The sequence below is a fragment of the Comamonas sediminis genome, from assembly GCF_041107495.1.
Taxonomy (GTDB): Bacteria; Pseudomonadota; Gammaproteobacteria; order Burkholderiales; family Burkholderiaceae_C; genus Comamonas; species Comamonas sediminis.
The window spans coordinates 131,636-146,645 of sequence record NZ_JBGBDC010000005.1; the positions used below are offsets into that span (position 1 = coordinate 131,636).

The following is a 15,010-nucleotide window of genomic DNA, read 5'->3' on the forward strand; positions in this document are numbered from 1 at the left end:
CGCCTCTCAGCCCAGGGTCTTCTTATAGCGGCCTTCAACCATGCGGTTCCAGCCCAGCATGATCACCAGATTGGCGGCCAGCAGCACAAAGGCGATGGCCGCGCCCAGCGGCCAGTTCAGCTCGTGCAGGTACTCGTCATAGATCAGGGTGGCAACCATCTTGACCCGGCGCCCGCCCAGCAGGCCGGGAATCGCAAACGAGCTGGCGGCCAGGCCGAACACGATCAGGCTGCCCGACAGAATGCCGGGCAGCACCTGCGGAAACACCACGCGGCGCAGGGTGGTGAAGTGCGAGGCACCGAGCGACAGCGAGGCGCTCTCGACCGACGGATCGAGCTTTTGCAGCGAGGTCCAGACGGGGATCACCATGAAGGGCAGCATCACATGCACCAGCGCAATGACGATGGCCGTCTCGTTGTAGAGCAGCTTGACCGGGCCAATGCCCACGAGGCGGAAGATGTCGTTGATCAGCCCCTCGGGGCCCAGCAGCATGCTCCAGCCAAAGGCCCGCACCACCACCGAAATCAGCAGCGGCGCCAGGATGATCAGCAAGAAGATGGAGCGCCACGGCGCGCGCATCTTGCTCAGGATGTAGGCCTCGGGCGCGCCGATGGCGATGCAGATCAAGGTGACCAGGCCCGAAATCCACAGGGTGCGCCAGAAGATCTCGTAGTAGTAGCTGTCGGTGACGATGTGCACATAGTGCTCGACCGTGAAGCTGCCCGCGACCGGACCGGTGTCCACGTTGTAGGCATTGAAGGACAGGATGGTCGTCAGCAGCAGCGGCACCGCCAGCATCACCGCAAACAGCAGCAGCGCCGGCGCGCTCATGGCCCAGGGGGCCCAGGTGCGGCGCTCGCTCATGCGGCCACCCCGTCACCGGCGATCAGGCGCACATTGCGGTCGGACCAGTCGATACCTACCTGGCTGCCCACCTGGTGGGGTGCCTCGCCATCGTTGGCCGCCGTCACGGTGATGCTGCCCAGCGGGCATTCCACCGTGTAGAGCCAGAGGTTGCCCAGGAAGAAGCGCTCGCGCACGGTGCCCTGGGTGCGGCCGGCCGAGGTGGCCGAGAGCTGGATTTTCTCGGGGCGCAGGCCCAGCAGCAAACGCGTGCCATGGCTGGCGGCTGCAGCCGGCACATCCTGCACCGCCATCTGCACATCGCCCACATGGGCCAGCCACTGGTTGCCCTGGGCATGCACGGTGGCCTGCAGCAGGTTGGCCTTGCCGACAAAGGTGGAGATAAAGGCGTTGTGCGGATGCTCGTACACCGTGTGCGGCGTGTCCACCTGGGTGATGCGGCCAGCCTCCATCACCACCACGCGGTCGCTGATCGACATGGCTTCGCTCTGGTCATGGGTCACCATGATGGTGGTCGTACCCACCTTGCGCTGGATCTCGCGCAGCTCGAACTGCATCTCCTCGCGCAGCTTGGCATCCAGGTTGGACAGCGGTTCATCGAGCAGCAGCACCGGCGGCTTGATGACCAGCGCCCGGGCCAGCGCCACGCGCTGGCGCTGGCCGCCGGAAAGTTCACGCGGGTAGCGGTCGGCATAGGGGCCCAGGTGCACCAGGGCCAGTGCCTCGGTGGCGCGCTCGCTGCGCTCGGGCTGCGCCACCTTGCGCATCTCCAGACCGAACTCGACGTTCTCGCGCACGGTCATGTGCGGAAACAGCGCATAGGTCTGGAACACGATGCCCAGGCCGCGCTCATTGGCCTTGGCGCGGGTGATGTCCTTGCCATCCAGCTCGATGCGGCCTTCGGTCACATCCACAAAGCCGGCAATCATCTGCAGGCTCGTGGTCTTGCCGCAGCCCGAGGGGCCGAGCAAGGAGACGAACTCGCCCTTTTGCACATCCAGGTTGAACTGGCTGACCACCCGGTTGGGGCCGTACTGTTTGGAGACGTTGTGGAGACGCAGAAAACTCATGGAAATCACCTCGGTGGCACAGGGTTGCAGGGCCCGTCGGCCATGTCGCTGGGATGAACGACATTTGCAACTATTTATCTATTTTCGGAATGTGGTTTGAATCCATACACGGTGTAAACACTGATAATGGAAGATAAATTTGATTTATTCCGATAAATGGAATAAAAACGAGTGTCGCAGAATTTTTATTCCGGAAAACCATGAGCACAGACACCTCTGAGGACAACAGCCACCAGCGCGGCACCCTGCATCGCAGCTTCCTGGTGATGCGCGCGCTGGCCGCGCACCAGAACGAAGGTGTGCGGGTCACCCACCTGGCCAAGGAAATCGGCCTGACCCAGGCCACCACCCACCGGCTGCTGCAGGGTCTGATCCAGGAGGGCATGGTCGAGCAGGACCAGGTGCACAAGCTCTATCGGCTGAGCCTGGATCTGTTCTCGCTGGCCGCCCAGGCCGGTGCGGTGAGCGACCTGCGCAGCCTGGCGCGCCCGGTGCTGCTGCGGCTGTGCGCCAGCCTCAATGACACGGTGATCCTGATGGTGCGCTCGGGCTTTGACGCGGTCTGCCTGGACCGCATCGAAGGCCAGTTCCCCATCCGCACCTTTACCGGCGATATCGGCGGCCGTGTGGCGCTGGGTGTGGGCCAGGGCTCGCTGGTCATCCTGGCCAACCTGCCCGAGGCCGAGCGCGAGGAGGTGCTGCGCTTCAACCTGCCGCGCATGCAGCACTACAACGTCTATGACGAGGTCTACATGCGCACCGAGATCGACAAGGCGCACCGCCAGGGCTATACCGCGAAGAACTCCGGCCTGCTCGAAGGCATGGCCGGCCTGGCGGTGCCGGTGTTTGACCGCAATGGCCAGGTGGTGGCCGCGCTGTCGATCGGCACGCACACCGCGCGCCTGAGTGACGAGCGCCTGCCCATCGTGCGCGACATGCTGCTGCGCGAAGCCAAGACCTTGAGCGCGCAGATCAACCCCTTTGACCCGACCTTGCGCCACCCGATGCATGCGATCTCCACCGGGGACCGCACCCGCTCGATGTGAGCCCGGCCCTGCCACCTTCCGTCTTTCTGCACTTCAACGCATCCCACGCCATGGACCCCAGCACCCCCTTGCACCTCATCATCAAAAGCGGCGGCAGCGCCGCCATTCCGGAATGGACGGCGCTGTTTGCCGAGTTGGCGCCCCATGTGGTCGTGCATGACTGGAACACGCCACCCGCCGACCGCAGCCTGGTAGATTTTGCGATGGTCTGGGAGCCCGATACCGGCGTGCTGGCCAGCTTTCCGCAGCTCAAGGCCATCTTCAGCTCGGCGGCCGGCGTGGACCATATCCTGGCCGACGGCGACCTGCCGGCCCACCTGCCCATCGTGCGCATGGTGACGGGCGAATCACAGCAGCGCATGGCCGAGTTCTGCCTGATGGCCACCTTGATGCTGCAAAAGAACATGCCGCGCGCACTGGCCCAGCACCGCCAGCAGCAGTGGATCGAGTTCAACCCGCCCTATGTGGCCAGCGAGCTGCGGGTGGGCATTCTGGGCCTGGGCACCCTGGGCGCTGCAGCCGCGCAGATGCTGCGCGCCGTCGGCTACCCGGTGCAGGGTTGGTCGCAAACGCGCAAGCAGATCGAGGGCGTCACCAGCTACTGCGGCCAGGACGAGCTGGCCGAGTTTCTGCGCAGCAGCCAGGTGCTCATCTGCCTGCTGCCCGATACGCCCTCGACCCGGGGCATCCTCAATGCCGCGCTGTTTGCCCAGCTGCCGGCCGGCGCCCAGCTGGTCAATGCGGGCCGGGGCACCCAGCTCAACAGCGCCGATCTGGTGGCCGCGCTCGACAGCGGCCAATTGGCCGGCGCACTGCTGGACGTGACCGAGCCGGAGCCGCTGCCAGCCGATTCGCCGCTGTGGACGCATCCCCGCGTCATCCTCACGCCGCACATCGCCGCCAGCGCCAGCCGCCGCGCCAAGGCACGCCAGGTGGCCCTGTCGATGGCGCAGTGGCAGGCCGGGCAGGCGCTGGACAACTGCTTTGACCGGGCGCGCGGTTACTGATCCAGGCCGATAAAGGAAGCCGGCCAGGGCGCCTCTAGCCGGGCCGGTGCAGCGCAGCCGCTGGCCGCATATCCGAGCGTTTTGCAGTGCCAAGCCCTCAGCAAAACCAGGGCTGCCCAATAGCCGCTAGGATGCGAGCCGCCCTCGTCTGCATCCCCCTCCTCCCATGTCCACCCCTCCTCTTGTGCCCAGCCAGCGCGCGACGCTGATTGGGCTTTCTGCCGTGCTCTGCTGGTCTGCACTGGTGAGCCTGTTCCGCAGCGTTGCGGAGCACCTGGGGGCGATAGGCGGGGCCGCCTGCGTGTTCTCGCTCAGCGCCTTTCTCGTCACCTGGCGCTTTGGCCTGCCGCGCGCCGCGCAGCTCAAGGCCATGCACCCGGCCTACCTGCTGGGCTGCGGCCTGCTGTTTGTGCTCAACGAAATCGCTTTTTCGCTGTCGCTGGGCTGGGCCAGCCACCGGGGCCAGACCCTGGAGCTGGGCATGATCAACTACCTCTGGCCCAGCCTGACCCTGGTGATGGCCACGGTGATGGGCCTGCAGCGTTTTCGCGCCGGCCTGGTGCCGGGGGTGCTGCTGTCGATGGCGGGCATTGTGCTGGTGGTCAAGGGCGACAACGCGCTGTCGCTGGCCAGCCTCTGGGCCAATGTGCAAAGCAACCCGCTGGCCTATGCGCTGGCCTTGTGTGCAGCCTGCCTCTGGCCCTGCTATTCGGTGGTGTCCAAGCGCTACACCCAGGGCGCCAATGCGCTGCCGGCCTTCCTCTGGGCTGTGGCCGCCGTGCTCTGGATCAAATACGCGCTCAGCCCTGAACCACCGCTGCGCTTTACGCTGCCGGCGCTGCTGCAACTGGGCTTGCTCAGCGGTCTGACAGCCCTGGGTTACAGCTGCTGGGACCACGGCCTGCGCGCCGGCAACCTCACGGTGATGGCCGTGGGCTCCTACTTCACGCCGGTGCTGTCTGCGTTGGTGGGAACCCTCTGGCTGCAGGTGCAGCCATCGTGGAGCTTTTGGCAAGGCGTGCTGCTGGTCACACTGGGCTCGCTGGTCTGCTGGTGGACCACCCGCAGCCCGGCGCCGGCCGACATCAAAAAGCTGGCGGGCTGAGGGCCGCACGCCGTCCAGCACTGCGCGCTCATCACCCGGGCCGGGCAGCATCGCCAGCCCTTGTATACACATGCAAACACCTAGGCGGCACCCCATCGCCAACGGCGGGCGCCGCACTATAGTGGGTGGGTTGCCCGCGTTTTTTCCGAACTGCCCATGGACTACACCCGCCCCAACCATATCCCCACCACCGCCGAGCAAGAGGCCGAAAAGCGCCTGGAGCTGCGCGGCCTGATCGCATTTGCGGCGCTGACCGTCGTGGCCACCATCGCCGCCGCCCTGGTCTTTGGCAGCCACATCGTTTAAAGACACCGCAACCCAACGCCCCACTGCGCCCACCCGCCTGGCACCGCCGTGCGGTAGCGTGGCTGCAGCGCTGCGCTTTTCCGGCTAGGATGCAGGGCGCCTTCCGCTCCCTCTGCACCTGCCCGCGTCCATGTCTTCCTCTCCGATTCCCGCTCCCCAGGCCCCTTCGCAGCGCGCCACCCTGATTGGCCTGTCGGCCGTGCTGTGCTGGTCCACGTCGGTGGGCCTGTTCCGCAGCGTGGCTGAGCACCTGGGCCCCATTGGCGGGGCCGCGGCGGTGTTTACGTTGGGGGCCTTGCTGGTGACGTTGCGCTTTGGCATGCCGCGCCTGGCCCAGCTGCGCGCCATGCACCCGGCCTATCTCTGGGGCTGTGGCCTGCTGTTTGTGCTCTATGAGATCGCACTGTCGCTGTCGCTGGGCTTTGCCAGCAACCGCGGCCAGACCCTGGAGCTGGGGATGATCAACTACCTCTGGCCGAGCCTGACGATCGTGCTGGCGACCGCCTTTGGGCTGCAGCGCTTTCGCGCCGGCCTGGTGCCCGGGGTCTTGCTGGCCATGGCCGGCATTGTGCTGGTGCTCAAGGGGGACAGCGCGCTGTCCATCGCCAGCCTGTGGGCCAATGTGCAAAGCAACCCGCTCGCCTATGGCCTGGCGTTTTCGGCCGCCTGGCTCTGGCCCTGCTACTCGGTCATGGCCAAGCGCTATGCCCATGGCGCCAATGCGCTGCCTGCATTTCTCTGGGCCGTCGGGGCGGTACTGTGGGTCAAGTACGCACTCAGCGCAGAGCCGGCGCTGCAGTTCTCGCTGCCCGCCGCCGCTCAGCTGTGCATGCTCAGCGGCCTCACCGCCCTGGGCTACAGCTGCTGGGACCACGGCCTGCGCGCCGGCAACCTCACGGTGATGGCCGTGGGTTCCTACTTCACCCCTGTGCTGTCGGCGCTGGTCGGCACCGTCTGGCTGCAGGTGCAGCCCTCCTGGAGCTTTTGGCAAGGGGTGGTGCTGGTAACGGCCGGCTCGCTGATCTGCTGGTGGTGTACCCGCAGCAAGTAGAACGAAACAGCGCTGATTGCTCAGCCCTTGCGCGCCGCCTCCAGCGCGGCGATATCGATCTTGGTCATGCCCATCATCGCCTCAAAGACGCGCTTGGCGGCTGCGCGGTCGGGGTCGGACAGTGCAGCGGTCAGCATGCGCGGGGTGATTTGCCAGGAGATGCCCCAGCGGTCCTTGCACCAGCCGCAGGCGCTTTTCTGCCCGCCATGGCCGACGATGGCGTTCCACAGGCGGTCGGTCTCGGCCTGGTCGTCGGTGGCGATCTGGAAGGAAAAGGATTCATTGTGCTGAAAATGCGGGCCGCCGTTGAGCCCTATGCACGGCACACCGGCCACATGGAACGCCACGACCAGCACATCGCCCTGCTTGCCATCGGGGTAATCGCCCGGCGCGCGGTGCACGGCGCCTACCGAGCTGTCGGGAAAAGTCTGGGCGTAGAACTGCGCGGCATCCAGCGCATCACCCCGGTACCAGAGGCATACGGTATTTTTCGCGGTCATCGTCGGTCTCCTGTTTGCACAGACGACCAGCCTAGCGGCTCACGGCCCGCCCGCAAGTAGGACAGCGCTGCACGGCGACGGGCAGCCCGCTGCCGGCGGTCAGGCCTCAGCCGCCGCTGCGCCTTTTCTCGCGCAGCATGAACAGGTACAGGCCCTCGACCTTCTCACGCGCCCAGGGCGTTTTGCGCAAAAACCGCAGGCTGGAGCTGATGCTCGGGTCCAGGCAAAAGCAACGGATCGGTATGCGCTCGCCCAGCTCTTCCCAGCCAAAGTACGCGACCAGCTCGTTCAGGAGGTTCTCCAACGTCAGGCCATGGAGAGGATTGTTGGGCTGTTCGGCATTGCTCATGGCCGCCATTGTCGCCGAGCACGCACCGGCAGCAGGCCTGGCGGGCCTTTTGCGGCGATCCCGGCAGGGCCGTTGAGCGCTCAGGGCCTGGCAATACCGGCACGCGCGATCACGCCCGCCCAGCGCTGTATGTCGCGCTGCAGCAGCGTTGCCAGCTCCGCCGGGGTGCTGCCTTCCGGCACCACGCCCAGACGCTGCAGCCGCTGAGCGACATCGGCCGAGGCCAGCGCTGCATTGGCAGCCGCGCTGAGCCTGGCAATGGTCGCAGGGGCGGTATTGGCGGGTGCCGCCAGTCCATTCCACGAGGTCACATCAAAGCCGCTGGCCGCTGCGTCGCTTTCGCTCACCGTTGGAACGCCAGGCAGGGCCGCTGCACGCCTGCCGCCCATGACCACCAGCGCCCGGAGCAACCGGCCTTCGACATGCGCCAGCACCGGCGCGAGCATGTCTACCGCGGCATCCACCTGCTGGCCCCGCAGCGCATGGAACAGCGCGGCAGAGCTGTTATAAGGCACCAGTTGCACATCCAGACCCAGCGTGCTCTTGAGCAGTTCTGCCGCCAGATGGGGCGTGCTGCCGCTGTACAACGTACCGATGTTGAGCTGCCCTGGCCGGGCCCGGGCCTGTGCCAGCAGCCCCTGGAAAGATAGCAGCGGGCTGGTGTGTGCGACCACCATGGCCAGGTCAAAGCGCCCCAGCAGCGAGATCGGCGCAAAATCGCGGACGGTGCTGTAGGTCAGCGAAGCGAACAAGGACTCGGCCACCGCATTGGCGTTGGACATCAGCAGCAGTACCTGGCCATCCGGCGCGGCGCGGGCCACCTGCTCGGCCGCCAGCACCCCACCGGCACCAGGCCGGTTGTCCACCACGATGGGCGGGCCGCCGAGCATCTCGCTCAGGGTCCGCGACACGATACGCACCATCAGATCGGCAACACCGCCGGGGCCAAACGGCACCACCAGGCGGATCGGACGTGAAGGCAGCCGCGGCTGCGCAGCGCTTGTATACGGTAGCGCGCCCAGCGCCAGCAGCGCGGCGCTGCACTGTCGTCTTTGCATCATGGGTCTCCTGAGGAGACCGACTATGGGCCAACGCCGCGCTGTGAGGCAGTGCCACACGCCACTAACAGCTATAACAAACCGGCATAGCGCCGGGCTAGTCCCCGTCCCCGCCGCGCAGCACCTTACGCACCACATCGCCGCCAAAGCCCCGGCTCGCCAGAAAGCGCATCTGCCGGGCGCGCTCCTGCGGGCTGTCGGGCGGTGTGCCAAAACGGCGTTGCCAGACCTCGCGGGCCCGCTGCAACTCGGTGCTGCGCAAGCGCTCCCGGGCATCTGCTATCAGCTCGGCATCCACGCCCTTGTGGCGCAGCTCCTGCAGCACCCGGCTGGCGCCATAGCGGGCGGCCTTGGTGTGGATCACGCTGTCGACGAAGCGCTCGGCGCTGATGAAACCCTTGGCTTCGAGCTCGTCGAGGATGGCCGCCAGGTCCTCGTCCTCTTCCACATGGGGGGCAAGCTTGCCCTGCAGTTCAGCGCGCGAATGCTCGCGCTGCGCCAGATAGCGCAGCGCACGGCCTTTGAGGGAGAGTTTGCTAAAAGACATTCGTCCTCATTGCTATAAAACAAATAGCTGCTTGCGCACAGCATCTGTGCACAAGCAGCTATCTCAGCGTTCTCGCTTCAGAAGCGGTCAGCCCTCGGTGCCGTTGGCCGCAGGGCCATCGACCACGCCGTCTTCAGCGGGGCGCAGGCTGATGTTCAGGCTCTCGCGCACCTTGTTCTCGATCTCGATCGCCAGGTCGGCGTTTTCACGCAGGAACTCGCGCGAGTTGTCACGGCCCTGGCCGATCTTCTCGCCGTTGTAGGCATACCAGGCACCGCTTTTCTCGATGATGCGGGCATTGACACCCATGTCCAGGATTTCGCCTTCGCGCGAGATGCCTTCGCCAAACAGAATGTCGAACTCGGCCGTCTTGAACGGAGGCGATACCTTGTTCTTGACCACCTTGACCTTGGTTTCGTTGCCGATGGCTTCATCGCCGCGCTTGATGGTGCCGGTACGGCGGATATCGAGACGCACCGAGGCGTAGAACTTCAGCGCGTTACCGCCGGTGGTGGTTTCTGGGCTGCCGAACATCACGCCGATCTTCATGCGGATCTGGTTGATGAAGATGACCATGCAGTTGGTCTTCTTGATCGTGGCGGTGAGCTTGCGCAGCGCCTGGCTCATCAGGCGGGCCTGCAAGCCGGGCAGCTGGTCGCCCATTTCGCCTTCGATTTCGGCCTTCGGGGTCAGGGCCGCCACCGAGTCGACAACGATCAGGTCCACCGCGCCGGAGCGCACCAGGCTGTCAACGATCTCGAGCGCCTGCTCACCGGTGTCGGGCTGGCTGATCAGGATATCGCCCAGGTTCACGCCCAGCTTTTGGGCATAGCCGGTATCGAGTGCGTGTTCTGCATCGATGAAGGCGCAGGTGCCGCCCAGTTTCTGCATCTCGGCAATCACCTGCAGGGTCAAGGTGGTCTTGCCCGAGGATTCAGGGCCGTAGATCTCGATGACGCGGCCGCGCGGCAGGCCGCCAACGCCCAGCGCAATGTCCAGGCCGAGCGAGCCGGTGGACACCACCTGGATGTCCGAGACGGCCTCGCCTTCGCCGAGTTTCATGATGGTGCCCTTGCCGAACTGCTTTTCGATCTGGGCCAGTGCGGCGGCCAGCGCCTTGGCTTTTTCGCTGTTGGCTTCGGGCTTGGTTGCGGTGGCGTTCATGGATTTCTCCTTGCGTTTGATAGTCATGTCTTGGGTCTGGGATCCTGCTGTTTGCATATACAGCCTGGATGCTTGAACAGTAGTTTAGGGGATGGGTATATTTTATAAAAGCATTTTTTTAGTCAGTTTGCTTGACTAAATGCAGCATACTGAAAACGCCGCACAACACCCTCGGGAGGGCCCATCATGCCGACACTTCTGCCCCATTTGCCTGATGACAGCTGGCGCCTGACCCACATGGGCCGGCTGCTGGGCCATGCGATGCGCCGCTTCGACGCCCGCGTGCTGCACTTGATGGTGCGGGATGACGCCGTGCCGCTGGCGCTGTCGCATCTGGCCGAGCGCGACCAGGTCAGCGCCGCCCATATCCATATCACCCGGCACCTGTCCTTGGCAGGCGACCGTCTGGTCGACCTGGCCGAGCGCGCGGGCATGAGCAAGCAGGCGATGGCCCAGCTGGTGGACCAGTGCGAAGCCTGGAACCTGGTGACCCGCGAGCGCGACCCCCGCGATGCACGCGCCCGCATCGTGCGCTTTACCGAGACGGGCCTGCTGTGGCTGCAGGCATTCGAGCGGGCGGTCACCCAGGCCGAGGCGGAGTTCCGCGCTGAAGTGGGCGAGCAGGTCGCTACCGTGGTCAAACTCGGGCTGGAAGTGTATGGGGCCGACAGCTGAGCGGCTGCATGTGCTGCATTCAGCCGCGCTTGCGTTCGAACTTGTAGAACAGGTTGGGCTCGGAGACGATGTAGATATTGCCGCCATTGTCCATGGCCAGCCCCTCGGGCTGCGGGATGCGGTTGGCCAGCCCGGCCATATCGGCCCACAGCGGCATCACGCTGAGCAGCTCTCCGGCACGGCTGTATTCGTAGAGCACCGAAGACTCTTCCCCGAGCAGCAACAGGTTGCCGCTGCGCGGGTCGACCTCGACGGCAGCCAGGTCGGTGCTGGGCATGTCCTCCACGGCCGGCACGTCCCAGACGCTGACCTTCAGATCGACCGGGCCCGGCTTGAGCCTGGACAGCGGCGCCTCCATCATCAGCACCTGCATCGGCCATTTCTCGGTCACCGCCACCAGTTGCTGGCGCTTGGCATCCCAGCCCAGGCCCTCCAGTGCAAAATTCTTGATGGCGATATCGCCCAGCTGCACATAGGGGCTGTTGTCCAGCGATACGTCCGTCACGCCCTTGCCAAACTGCACCCAGTGGATGCGGTTGTTGCGCTCATCGGCAATCGCGAACCAGTCTCCCTGGATATGGGCGATGCCTTCGGTATCCCTGGCGCCGTGCAGCGGGGCCAGGCGCAGCAGCGCGCCATCGGTCGTCAGCTCGGCAATCTGGGGCGGCCGGTTGGTCACCGCAAACAAGGTCTTGGTTTCCGGGTTGTAGGTCAGGCCCGAGAGGTTGTCGGCAATGCCGCTGACCGCCTTGGCATCGATGCTGGCCAGGTAGTGCGGCAAGTGGGCCGCCGGCGCCGACGGGGGTGGCGATTGCCAGGCATGGGCATGGCCGGGCATCGCGACGATGTGGTGCCATTGCAGGTACAGCGCCGTCAGCACGACCAGGGCCGCCACCACCACCCAGCGGCGTTGCCGTACCGAAGACTGCGATCCTTTGCGCACTGTTGAACCTGCTTTCATCACGATGGGTTGCCAAACGCCGCCCCCAGCCACGGGCCTGCTGCCCTTGCGACGCCGTCAAGACGAGGCGTTATCCTACGTGAGCGACGCGGCGCTTTGGTGACGTCTGCGGGTGTTTTACGTCTCTGCAACAAAAATGACGGCGCTCACCAGCGGCATGCCCCCGCGCTGGCGCCTTCTGGCAGTGATCTATCCCAGTGCCGCCATCAGGGTCATGGCCTGTCCTAGAATCATTGGCACAGCACGTATCACCACTACAACAGCGATAGGAGACCGCATGCGAATACTGATTGCCGAAGACGACCAGGTGCTGGCCGATGGCCTGCTGCGCAGTCTCCGCAACTCCGGCGCCGTGGTCGACCATGTCGCCAGCGGCACCGAAGCCGATGCGGCGCTGATGGCCAACAATGCGTTTGACCTGCTGATCCTCGACCTGAGCCTGCCCCGCATGCATGGTCTGGAGGTGCTGAAAAAGCTGCGCGCCCGGGGCTCGGCCATTCCCGTGCTGATCCTCACCGCCGCCGAGAGCGTCGATGACCGGGTCCAGGGCCTGGATCTGGGCGCCGACGACTACATGGCCAAGCCGTTTGCGCTGTCCGAGCTGGAAGCGCGGGTGCGTGCCCTCACGCGCCGGGGCGTGGGCATGAGCACCAGCCTGATCCAGCACGGCCCGCTGGCCTACGACCAGGCCGGGCGGGTGGCCACCTTCGACGGCCGCATGCTGGAGTTGTCGGCGCGCGAGCTGGGCCTGCTGGAAGTGCTGCTGCAGCGCTCGGGCCGCCTGGTCAGCAAGGACCAGCTGGTCGAGCGCCTCTGCGAATGGGGCGAAGAGGTCAGCACCAATGCGATCGAGGTCTATATCCACCGCCTGCGCAAGAAGATAGAGAAGGGCCCCATCCGCATAGCCACCGTGCGCGGCCTGGGTTACTGCCTGGAAAAAATCCACCCGCCCGCAGCACACTGAGCATCCACCACCGGGTGACTGCGGGGCGATGGCCGCCCCCGGCCCCCATCACGCAAGGACAGCCTTGGCCCTGTTTCGCAGCGAGCAGCGATCTTTGTTCGGTGAGATCCTTGACTGGATGCTCACACCGCTGCTGCTTTTGTGGCCGGTATCGCTGGCATTGACCTGGCTGGTGGCCCAGGACCTGGCCAACAAGCCTTTCGACCGCGCGCTGGAATACAACGCCCATGCACTGGCGCAGCTCGTCGGCGTGCAGGGCGGCAAGACCTATTTCAACCTGCCCCAGCCAGCCAGCGAGATCCTGCGGGCCGACGATGCCGACACGGTCTACTACCAGGTCACGACGCCGGCGGGCATGTTTCTCGCCGGTGAATCGGCGCTGCCGATGCCTGCCAAGGACCTCGAGCGCAGCATCGGCGTCGTGCAGTTGCGCGATGGCGAGTTGCGCGGCATGGATGTGCGCATCGCCTGGATCTGGGTGCAGCTGTCGCTGCCCGAGCCGAATCTGGCGCTGATCCAGGTGGCGGAGACGCGCGAGAAACGCAGCGTGCTGGCCACCGAAATCATCAAGGGCGTGATGCTGCCGCAGTTCGTCATCCTGCCGCTGGCGGTGCTGCTCGTATGGCTGGCGCTGGCACGCGGCATCAAGCCGCTGCACCTGTTGGAAGAGCGCATCCGCGCGCGCAAGTCCGAAGACCTCTCGCCCATCCACCACAAGGATGTGCCACTGGAAGTGGTGCCGCTGGTCGACTCGGTCAATGGCCTGCTGGAGCGCCTCAACCACTCGCTGGCGACGCAAAAGCGCTTTCTCGCCGATGCCGCGCACCAGCTCAAGACACCGCTGGCCGGCCTGCGCATGCAGGCCGAGATGGCCCAGCGCGCCGATGCCAAGGAGGACGACCTCAAGCTGTCTTTGCAGCAGATCGGGCGTTCGAGCATGCGCGCCACCCACACCGTCAACCAGCTGCTGTCACTGGCCCGCGCCGAAGGCCCCAGCGCGCTGCTGCAGCGCACGCCCTGCAACCTGGCCGAGATTGTGCTCGATGCCATGCATGACGGCATCGACCGGGCGCTGGCCAAGCACATCGACATGGGCTACGACGGCATGCAGGTGGATGACCGCGAGGTCTGGGTCAACGGCAATGCCACCTTGCTGGGCGAGCTGGTGCGCAACCTGCTGGACAATGCCATCAACTACACGCCCTCCAGCGCCGGCGCGCCGGGCATCATCAATGTGCGGCTGATGGCCGACCCCTTTGGCCACGTGATCGTGCTGCAGGTGGAAAACTCCGGCCCCGGCATTCCCGAAGAAGAGCGCGAACGTATTTTTCAGCCCTTCTACCGCGTGCTGGGCAGCGAGGTCGATGGCTCGGGGCTGGGCCTGCCCATCGTGCAGGAAATCGCGCGCCAGCATGGCGCCACCGTGGGCCTGGAAGATGCCCACCCGCGCCAGGCCCAGCGCGGCGTGGTGTTCAGCGTCTGCTTTCCGACCACACGGGCCCCGCAGCCCCAGGTCTAGGAGCAGCTGCGCAGGTCCTTGCCGTCCATCACATGCCAGCTTTGCACACGCTTCTTGGTCGCCGCATCGAGCTTGGGCAGGCGCACGGTGTAGCTGACGGTCTCGGGGCGCTCGACCACCACCTTGGCGCCGCTCACGCCTTTTTTGCCGATAGTGGCCAAATGGCGCTCGGCCGCCTCCTCGCTGGAAAAGCGCCCCAGCGAGATGCCTGGCTCCAGGCTGGCAATGCGGGCGCGGTCCGTGCTGATATCGAGCGCGCGCAGCTCGTCGCGCCGCGTATCCAGCGCCTCCTGGCTGCTGAACTTGCCCACATAGACCATCCAGCGGCCGGCGCTGGTGCTGCTGTCCAGGCGCCAGCTGCCTTCGGGCAGCTTGGCCAGTTGCAGGCGCAGCGCCTCGACCTGCTTGGCATCAAAGCTGCCGGCGACCAGGCATTCCTTTTTCTCCGGCTTTTCCGCCTTCTCCAGTTTTTCCGGCTTTTCAGTCGGCTTTTCGGCTGGTTTGGCAGCCAGCTTGTCCGCATCGGCGGAGGTTTTGTCGGCAGGGTCTGCGGGCTGCTCGGCAGCGGCCGGGGCAGCCGGCTCCGCCACCGGTGCCGGGGCGGGCTCGGCAGGCACGGTACGCGCCGGCTGCTGCTGGGCTTGCTGGGCCTCTTGCGGGGTCAGAATGCGCAGCGCATCGGGCTTGACCTGCTGCTGCACCCGCTCGGGCTCGGACGGGTCCTCCGGGCCCCAGCCCAGGCTGCGCAGCATGCCTTGCGAGAACGCGTAGTAGCCGGCGTTGGCCAGCAGCAGCAGCACGATGGCAAAACGAATCATCTCCGC

The 15,010-nt window shown here is 65.6% G+C and carries 17 protein-coding genes; 8 read left to right on the forward strand and 9 right to left on the reverse strand.

Going from position 1 to position 15,010, the window contains the following annotated elements:
* Window positions 1-6 precede the first annotated feature (6 nt).
* Together AB7A72_RS12765 and AB7A72_RS12770 are read right to left on the reverse strand one after the other, a co-directional pair.
* Window positions 7-864 carry an ABC transporter permease gene (locus tag AB7A72_RS12765; RefSeq protein ID WP_239809838.1) on the reverse strand — a complete coding sequence of 286 codons (858 nt, stop codon included), beginning with the start codon at window positions 862-864 and terminating at the stop codon, window positions 7-9.
* On the reverse strand, window positions 861-1,934 hold the full coding sequence (locus tag AB7A72_RS12770) for an ABC transporter ATP-binding protein (RefSeq protein ID WP_239809839.1): 1,074 nt from the start codon (window positions 1,932-1,934) through the stop codon (window positions 861-863). Before AB7A72_RS12770 ends, AB7A72_RS12765 begins: the two co-directional genes overlap by 4 nt.
* A gap of 200 nt (window positions 1,935-2,134) precedes the next feature.
* On the opposite strand from AB7A72_RS12770, the gene AB7A72_RS12775 reads away from it, so the two are divergent.
* The 5 genes from AB7A72_RS12775 (at window position 2,135) to yddG (AB7A72_RS12795) (ending at window position 6,449) form a co-directional block, all read left to right on the forward strand.
* Window positions 2,135-2,980 (forward strand): IclR family transcriptional regulator, encoded by an 846-nt coding sequence (locus AB7A72_RS12775; RefSeq protein ID WP_239809840.1) that lies wholly within the window; start codon window positions 2,135-2,137, stop codon window positions 2,978-2,980.
* Between the two features lie 50 nt (window positions 2,981-3,030).
* Window positions 3,031-3,987, forward strand: a complete 957-nt coding sequence (locus AB7A72_RS12780) for a 2-hydroxyacid dehydrogenase (RefSeq protein WP_369460196.1) — start codon at window positions 3,031-3,033, stop codon at window positions 3,985-3,987.
* 166 nt (window positions 3,988-4,153) lie between these two features.
* Complete coding sequence (gene yddG / locus AB7A72_RS12785; RefSeq protein WP_239809842.1) at window positions 4,154-5,092, forward strand: aromatic amino acid DMT transporter YddG; 939 nt, start codon at window positions 4,154-4,156, stop codon at window positions 5,090-5,092.
* A 156-nt stretch (window positions 5,093-5,248) separates the two neighbouring features.
* Window positions 5,249-5,398 carry a hypothetical protein gene (locus tag AB7A72_RS12790; RefSeq protein ID WP_239809843.1) on the forward strand — a complete coding sequence of 50 codons (150 nt, stop codon included), beginning with the start codon at window positions 5,249-5,251 and terminating at the stop codon, window positions 5,396-5,398.
* Between the two features lie 130 nt (window positions 5,399-5,528).
* Entirely contained in the window at window positions 5,529-6,449 is a 921-nt protein-coding gene (yddG, locus tag AB7A72_RS12795; RefSeq protein WP_369460197.1) for an aromatic amino acid DMT transporter YddG, read from the forward strand.
* Between the two features lie 20 nt (window positions 6,450-6,469).
* Here the strand turns inward: yddG (AB7A72_RS12795) and AB7A72_RS12800 are convergent, their stop codons facing one another.
* From AB7A72_RS12800 to recA, 5 genes are all read right to left on the reverse strand, one after another.
* Window positions 6,470-6,949, reverse strand: coding sequence for a VOC family protein (locus tag AB7A72_RS12800; RefSeq protein WP_369460198.1), 480 nt, complete (start codon window positions 6,947-6,949; stop codon window positions 6,470-6,472).
* 106 nt (window positions 6,950-7,055) lie between these two features.
* Window positions 7,056-7,307 carry a VF530 family protein gene (locus tag AB7A72_RS12805; RefSeq protein WP_312450940.1) on the reverse strand — a complete coding sequence of 84 codons (252 nt, stop codon included), beginning with the start codon at window positions 7,305-7,307 and terminating at the stop codon, window positions 7,056-7,058.
* Window positions 7,308-7,378: 71 nt separating this feature from the next.
* Window positions 7,379-8,356, reverse strand: a complete 978-nt coding sequence (locus AB7A72_RS12810; protein WP_369460199.1) for a tripartite tricarboxylate transporter substrate-binding protein — start codon at window positions 8,354-8,356, stop codon at window positions 7,379-7,381.
* Between the two features lie 97 nt (window positions 8,357-8,453).
* Window positions 8,454-8,903, reverse strand: coding sequence for a recombination regulator RecX (gene recX / locus AB7A72_RS12815; protein WP_369460200.1), 450 nt, complete (start codon window positions 8,901-8,903; stop codon window positions 8,454-8,456).
* A gap of 87 nt (window positions 8,904-8,990) precedes the next feature.
* Window positions 8,991-10,067, reverse strand: coding sequence for a recombinase RecA (gene recA / locus AB7A72_RS12820; protein ID WP_239809849.1), 1,077 nt, complete (start codon window positions 10,065-10,067; stop codon window positions 8,991-8,993).
* A gap of 186 nt (window positions 10,068-10,253) precedes the next feature.
* On the opposite strand from recA, the gene AB7A72_RS12825 reads away from it, so the two are divergent.
* Window positions 10,254-10,742: a MarR family winged helix-turn-helix transcriptional regulator gene (locus AB7A72_RS12825; protein WP_239809850.1), complete on the forward strand. Its 489-nt coding sequence runs from the start codon at window positions 10,254-10,256 to the stop codon at window positions 10,740-10,742.
* 19 nt (window positions 10,743-10,761) lie between these two features.
* On the opposite strand, the gene AB7A72_RS12830 is transcribed toward AB7A72_RS12825, so the two are convergent.
* On the reverse strand, window positions 10,762-11,703 hold the full coding sequence (locus AB7A72_RS12830) for an SdiA-regulated domain-containing protein (protein ID WP_369460201.1): 942 nt from the start codon (window positions 11,701-11,703) through the stop codon (window positions 10,762-10,764).
* Window positions 11,704-11,980: 277 nt separating this feature from the next.
* Between AB7A72_RS12830 and AB7A72_RS12835 the strand changes: the two genes are divergently transcribed.
* Entirely contained in the window at window positions 11,981-12,667 is a 687-nt protein-coding gene (locus tag AB7A72_RS12835; RefSeq protein WP_369460202.1) for a response regulator, read from the forward strand.
* A 64-nt stretch (window positions 12,668-12,731) separates the two neighbouring features.
* Window positions 12,732-14,186 carry a sensor histidine kinase gene (locus AB7A72_RS12840; RefSeq protein WP_239809853.1) on the forward strand — a complete coding sequence of 485 codons (1,455 nt, stop codon included), beginning with the start codon at window positions 12,732-12,734 and terminating at the stop codon, window positions 14,184-14,186.
* Here the strand turns inward: AB7A72_RS12840 and AB7A72_RS12845 are convergent.
* Window positions 14,183-15,004, reverse strand: a complete 822-nt coding sequence (locus AB7A72_RS12845) for an SPOR domain-containing protein (protein WP_369460203.1) — start codon at window positions 15,002-15,004, stop codon at window positions 14,183-14,185. The genes AB7A72_RS12840 and AB7A72_RS12845 overlap by 4 nt on opposite strands.
* Window positions 15,005-15,010 lie beyond the last annotated feature (6 nt).

Excerpts from the sequence above, each read along its gene's own strand:
- AB7A72_RS12765 (WP_239809838.1), bottom strand. The coding sequence starts at position 864 with ATGAGCGAGCGCCGCACCTGGGCCCCCTGGGCCATGAGCGCGCCGGCG.
- AB7A72_RS12770 (WP_239809839.1), bottom strand. The coding sequence starts at position 1,934 with ATGAGTTTTCTGCGTCTCCACAACGTCTCCAAACAGTACGGCCCCAAC.
- AB7A72_RS12775 (WP_239809840.1), top strand. The coding sequence starts at position 2,135 with ATGAGCACAGACACCTCTGAGGACAACAGCCACCAGCGCGGCACCCTG.
- AB7A72_RS12780 (WP_369460196.1), top strand. The coding sequence starts at position 3,031 with ATGGACCCCAGCACCCCCTTGCACCTCATCATCAAAAGCGGCGGCAGC.
- yddG (WP_239809842.1), top strand. The coding sequence starts at position 4,154 with ATGTCCACCCCTCCTCTTGTGCCCAGCCAGCGCGCGACGCTGATTGGG.
- AB7A72_RS12790 (WP_239809843.1), top strand. The coding sequence starts at position 5,249 with ATGGACTACACCCGCCCCAACCATATCCCCACCACCGCCGAGCAAGAG.
- yddG (WP_369460197.1), top strand. The coding sequence starts at position 5,529 with ATGTCTTCCTCTCCGATTCCCGCTCCCCAGGCCCCTTCGCAGCGCGCC.
- AB7A72_RS12800 (WP_369460198.1), bottom strand. The coding sequence starts at position 6,949 with ATGACCGCGAAAAATACCGTATGCCTCTGGTACCGGGGTGATGCGCTG.
- AB7A72_RS12805 (WP_312450940.1), bottom strand. The coding sequence starts at position 7,307 with ATGGCGGCCATGAGCAATGCCGAACAGCCCAACAATCCTCTCCATGGC.
- AB7A72_RS12810 (WP_369460199.1), bottom strand. The coding sequence starts at position 8,356 with ATGCAAAGACGACAGTGCAGCGCCGCGCTGCTGGCGCTGGGCGCGCTA.
- recX (WP_369460200.1), bottom strand. The coding sequence starts at position 8,903 with ATGTCTTTTAGCAAACTCTCCCTCAAAGGCCGTGCGCTGCGCTATCTG.
- recA (WP_239809849.1), bottom strand. The coding sequence starts at position 10,067 with ATGAACGCCACCGCAACCAAGCCCGAAGCCAACAGCGAAAAAGCCAAG.
- AB7A72_RS12825 (WP_239809850.1), top strand. The coding sequence starts at position 10,254 with ATGCCGACACTTCTGCCCCATTTGCCTGATGACAGCTGGCGCCTGACC.
- AB7A72_RS12830 (WP_369460201.1), bottom strand. The coding sequence starts at position 11,703 with ATGAAAGCAGGTTCAACAGTGCGCAAAGGATCGCAGTCTTCGGTACGG.
- AB7A72_RS12835 (WP_369460202.1), top strand. The coding sequence starts at position 11,981 with ATGCGAATACTGATTGCCGAAGACGACCAGGTGCTGGCCGATGGCCTG.
- AB7A72_RS12845 (WP_369460203.1), bottom strand. The coding sequence starts at position 15,004 with ATGATTCGTTTTGCCATCGTGCTGCTGCTGCTGGCCAACGCCGGCTAC.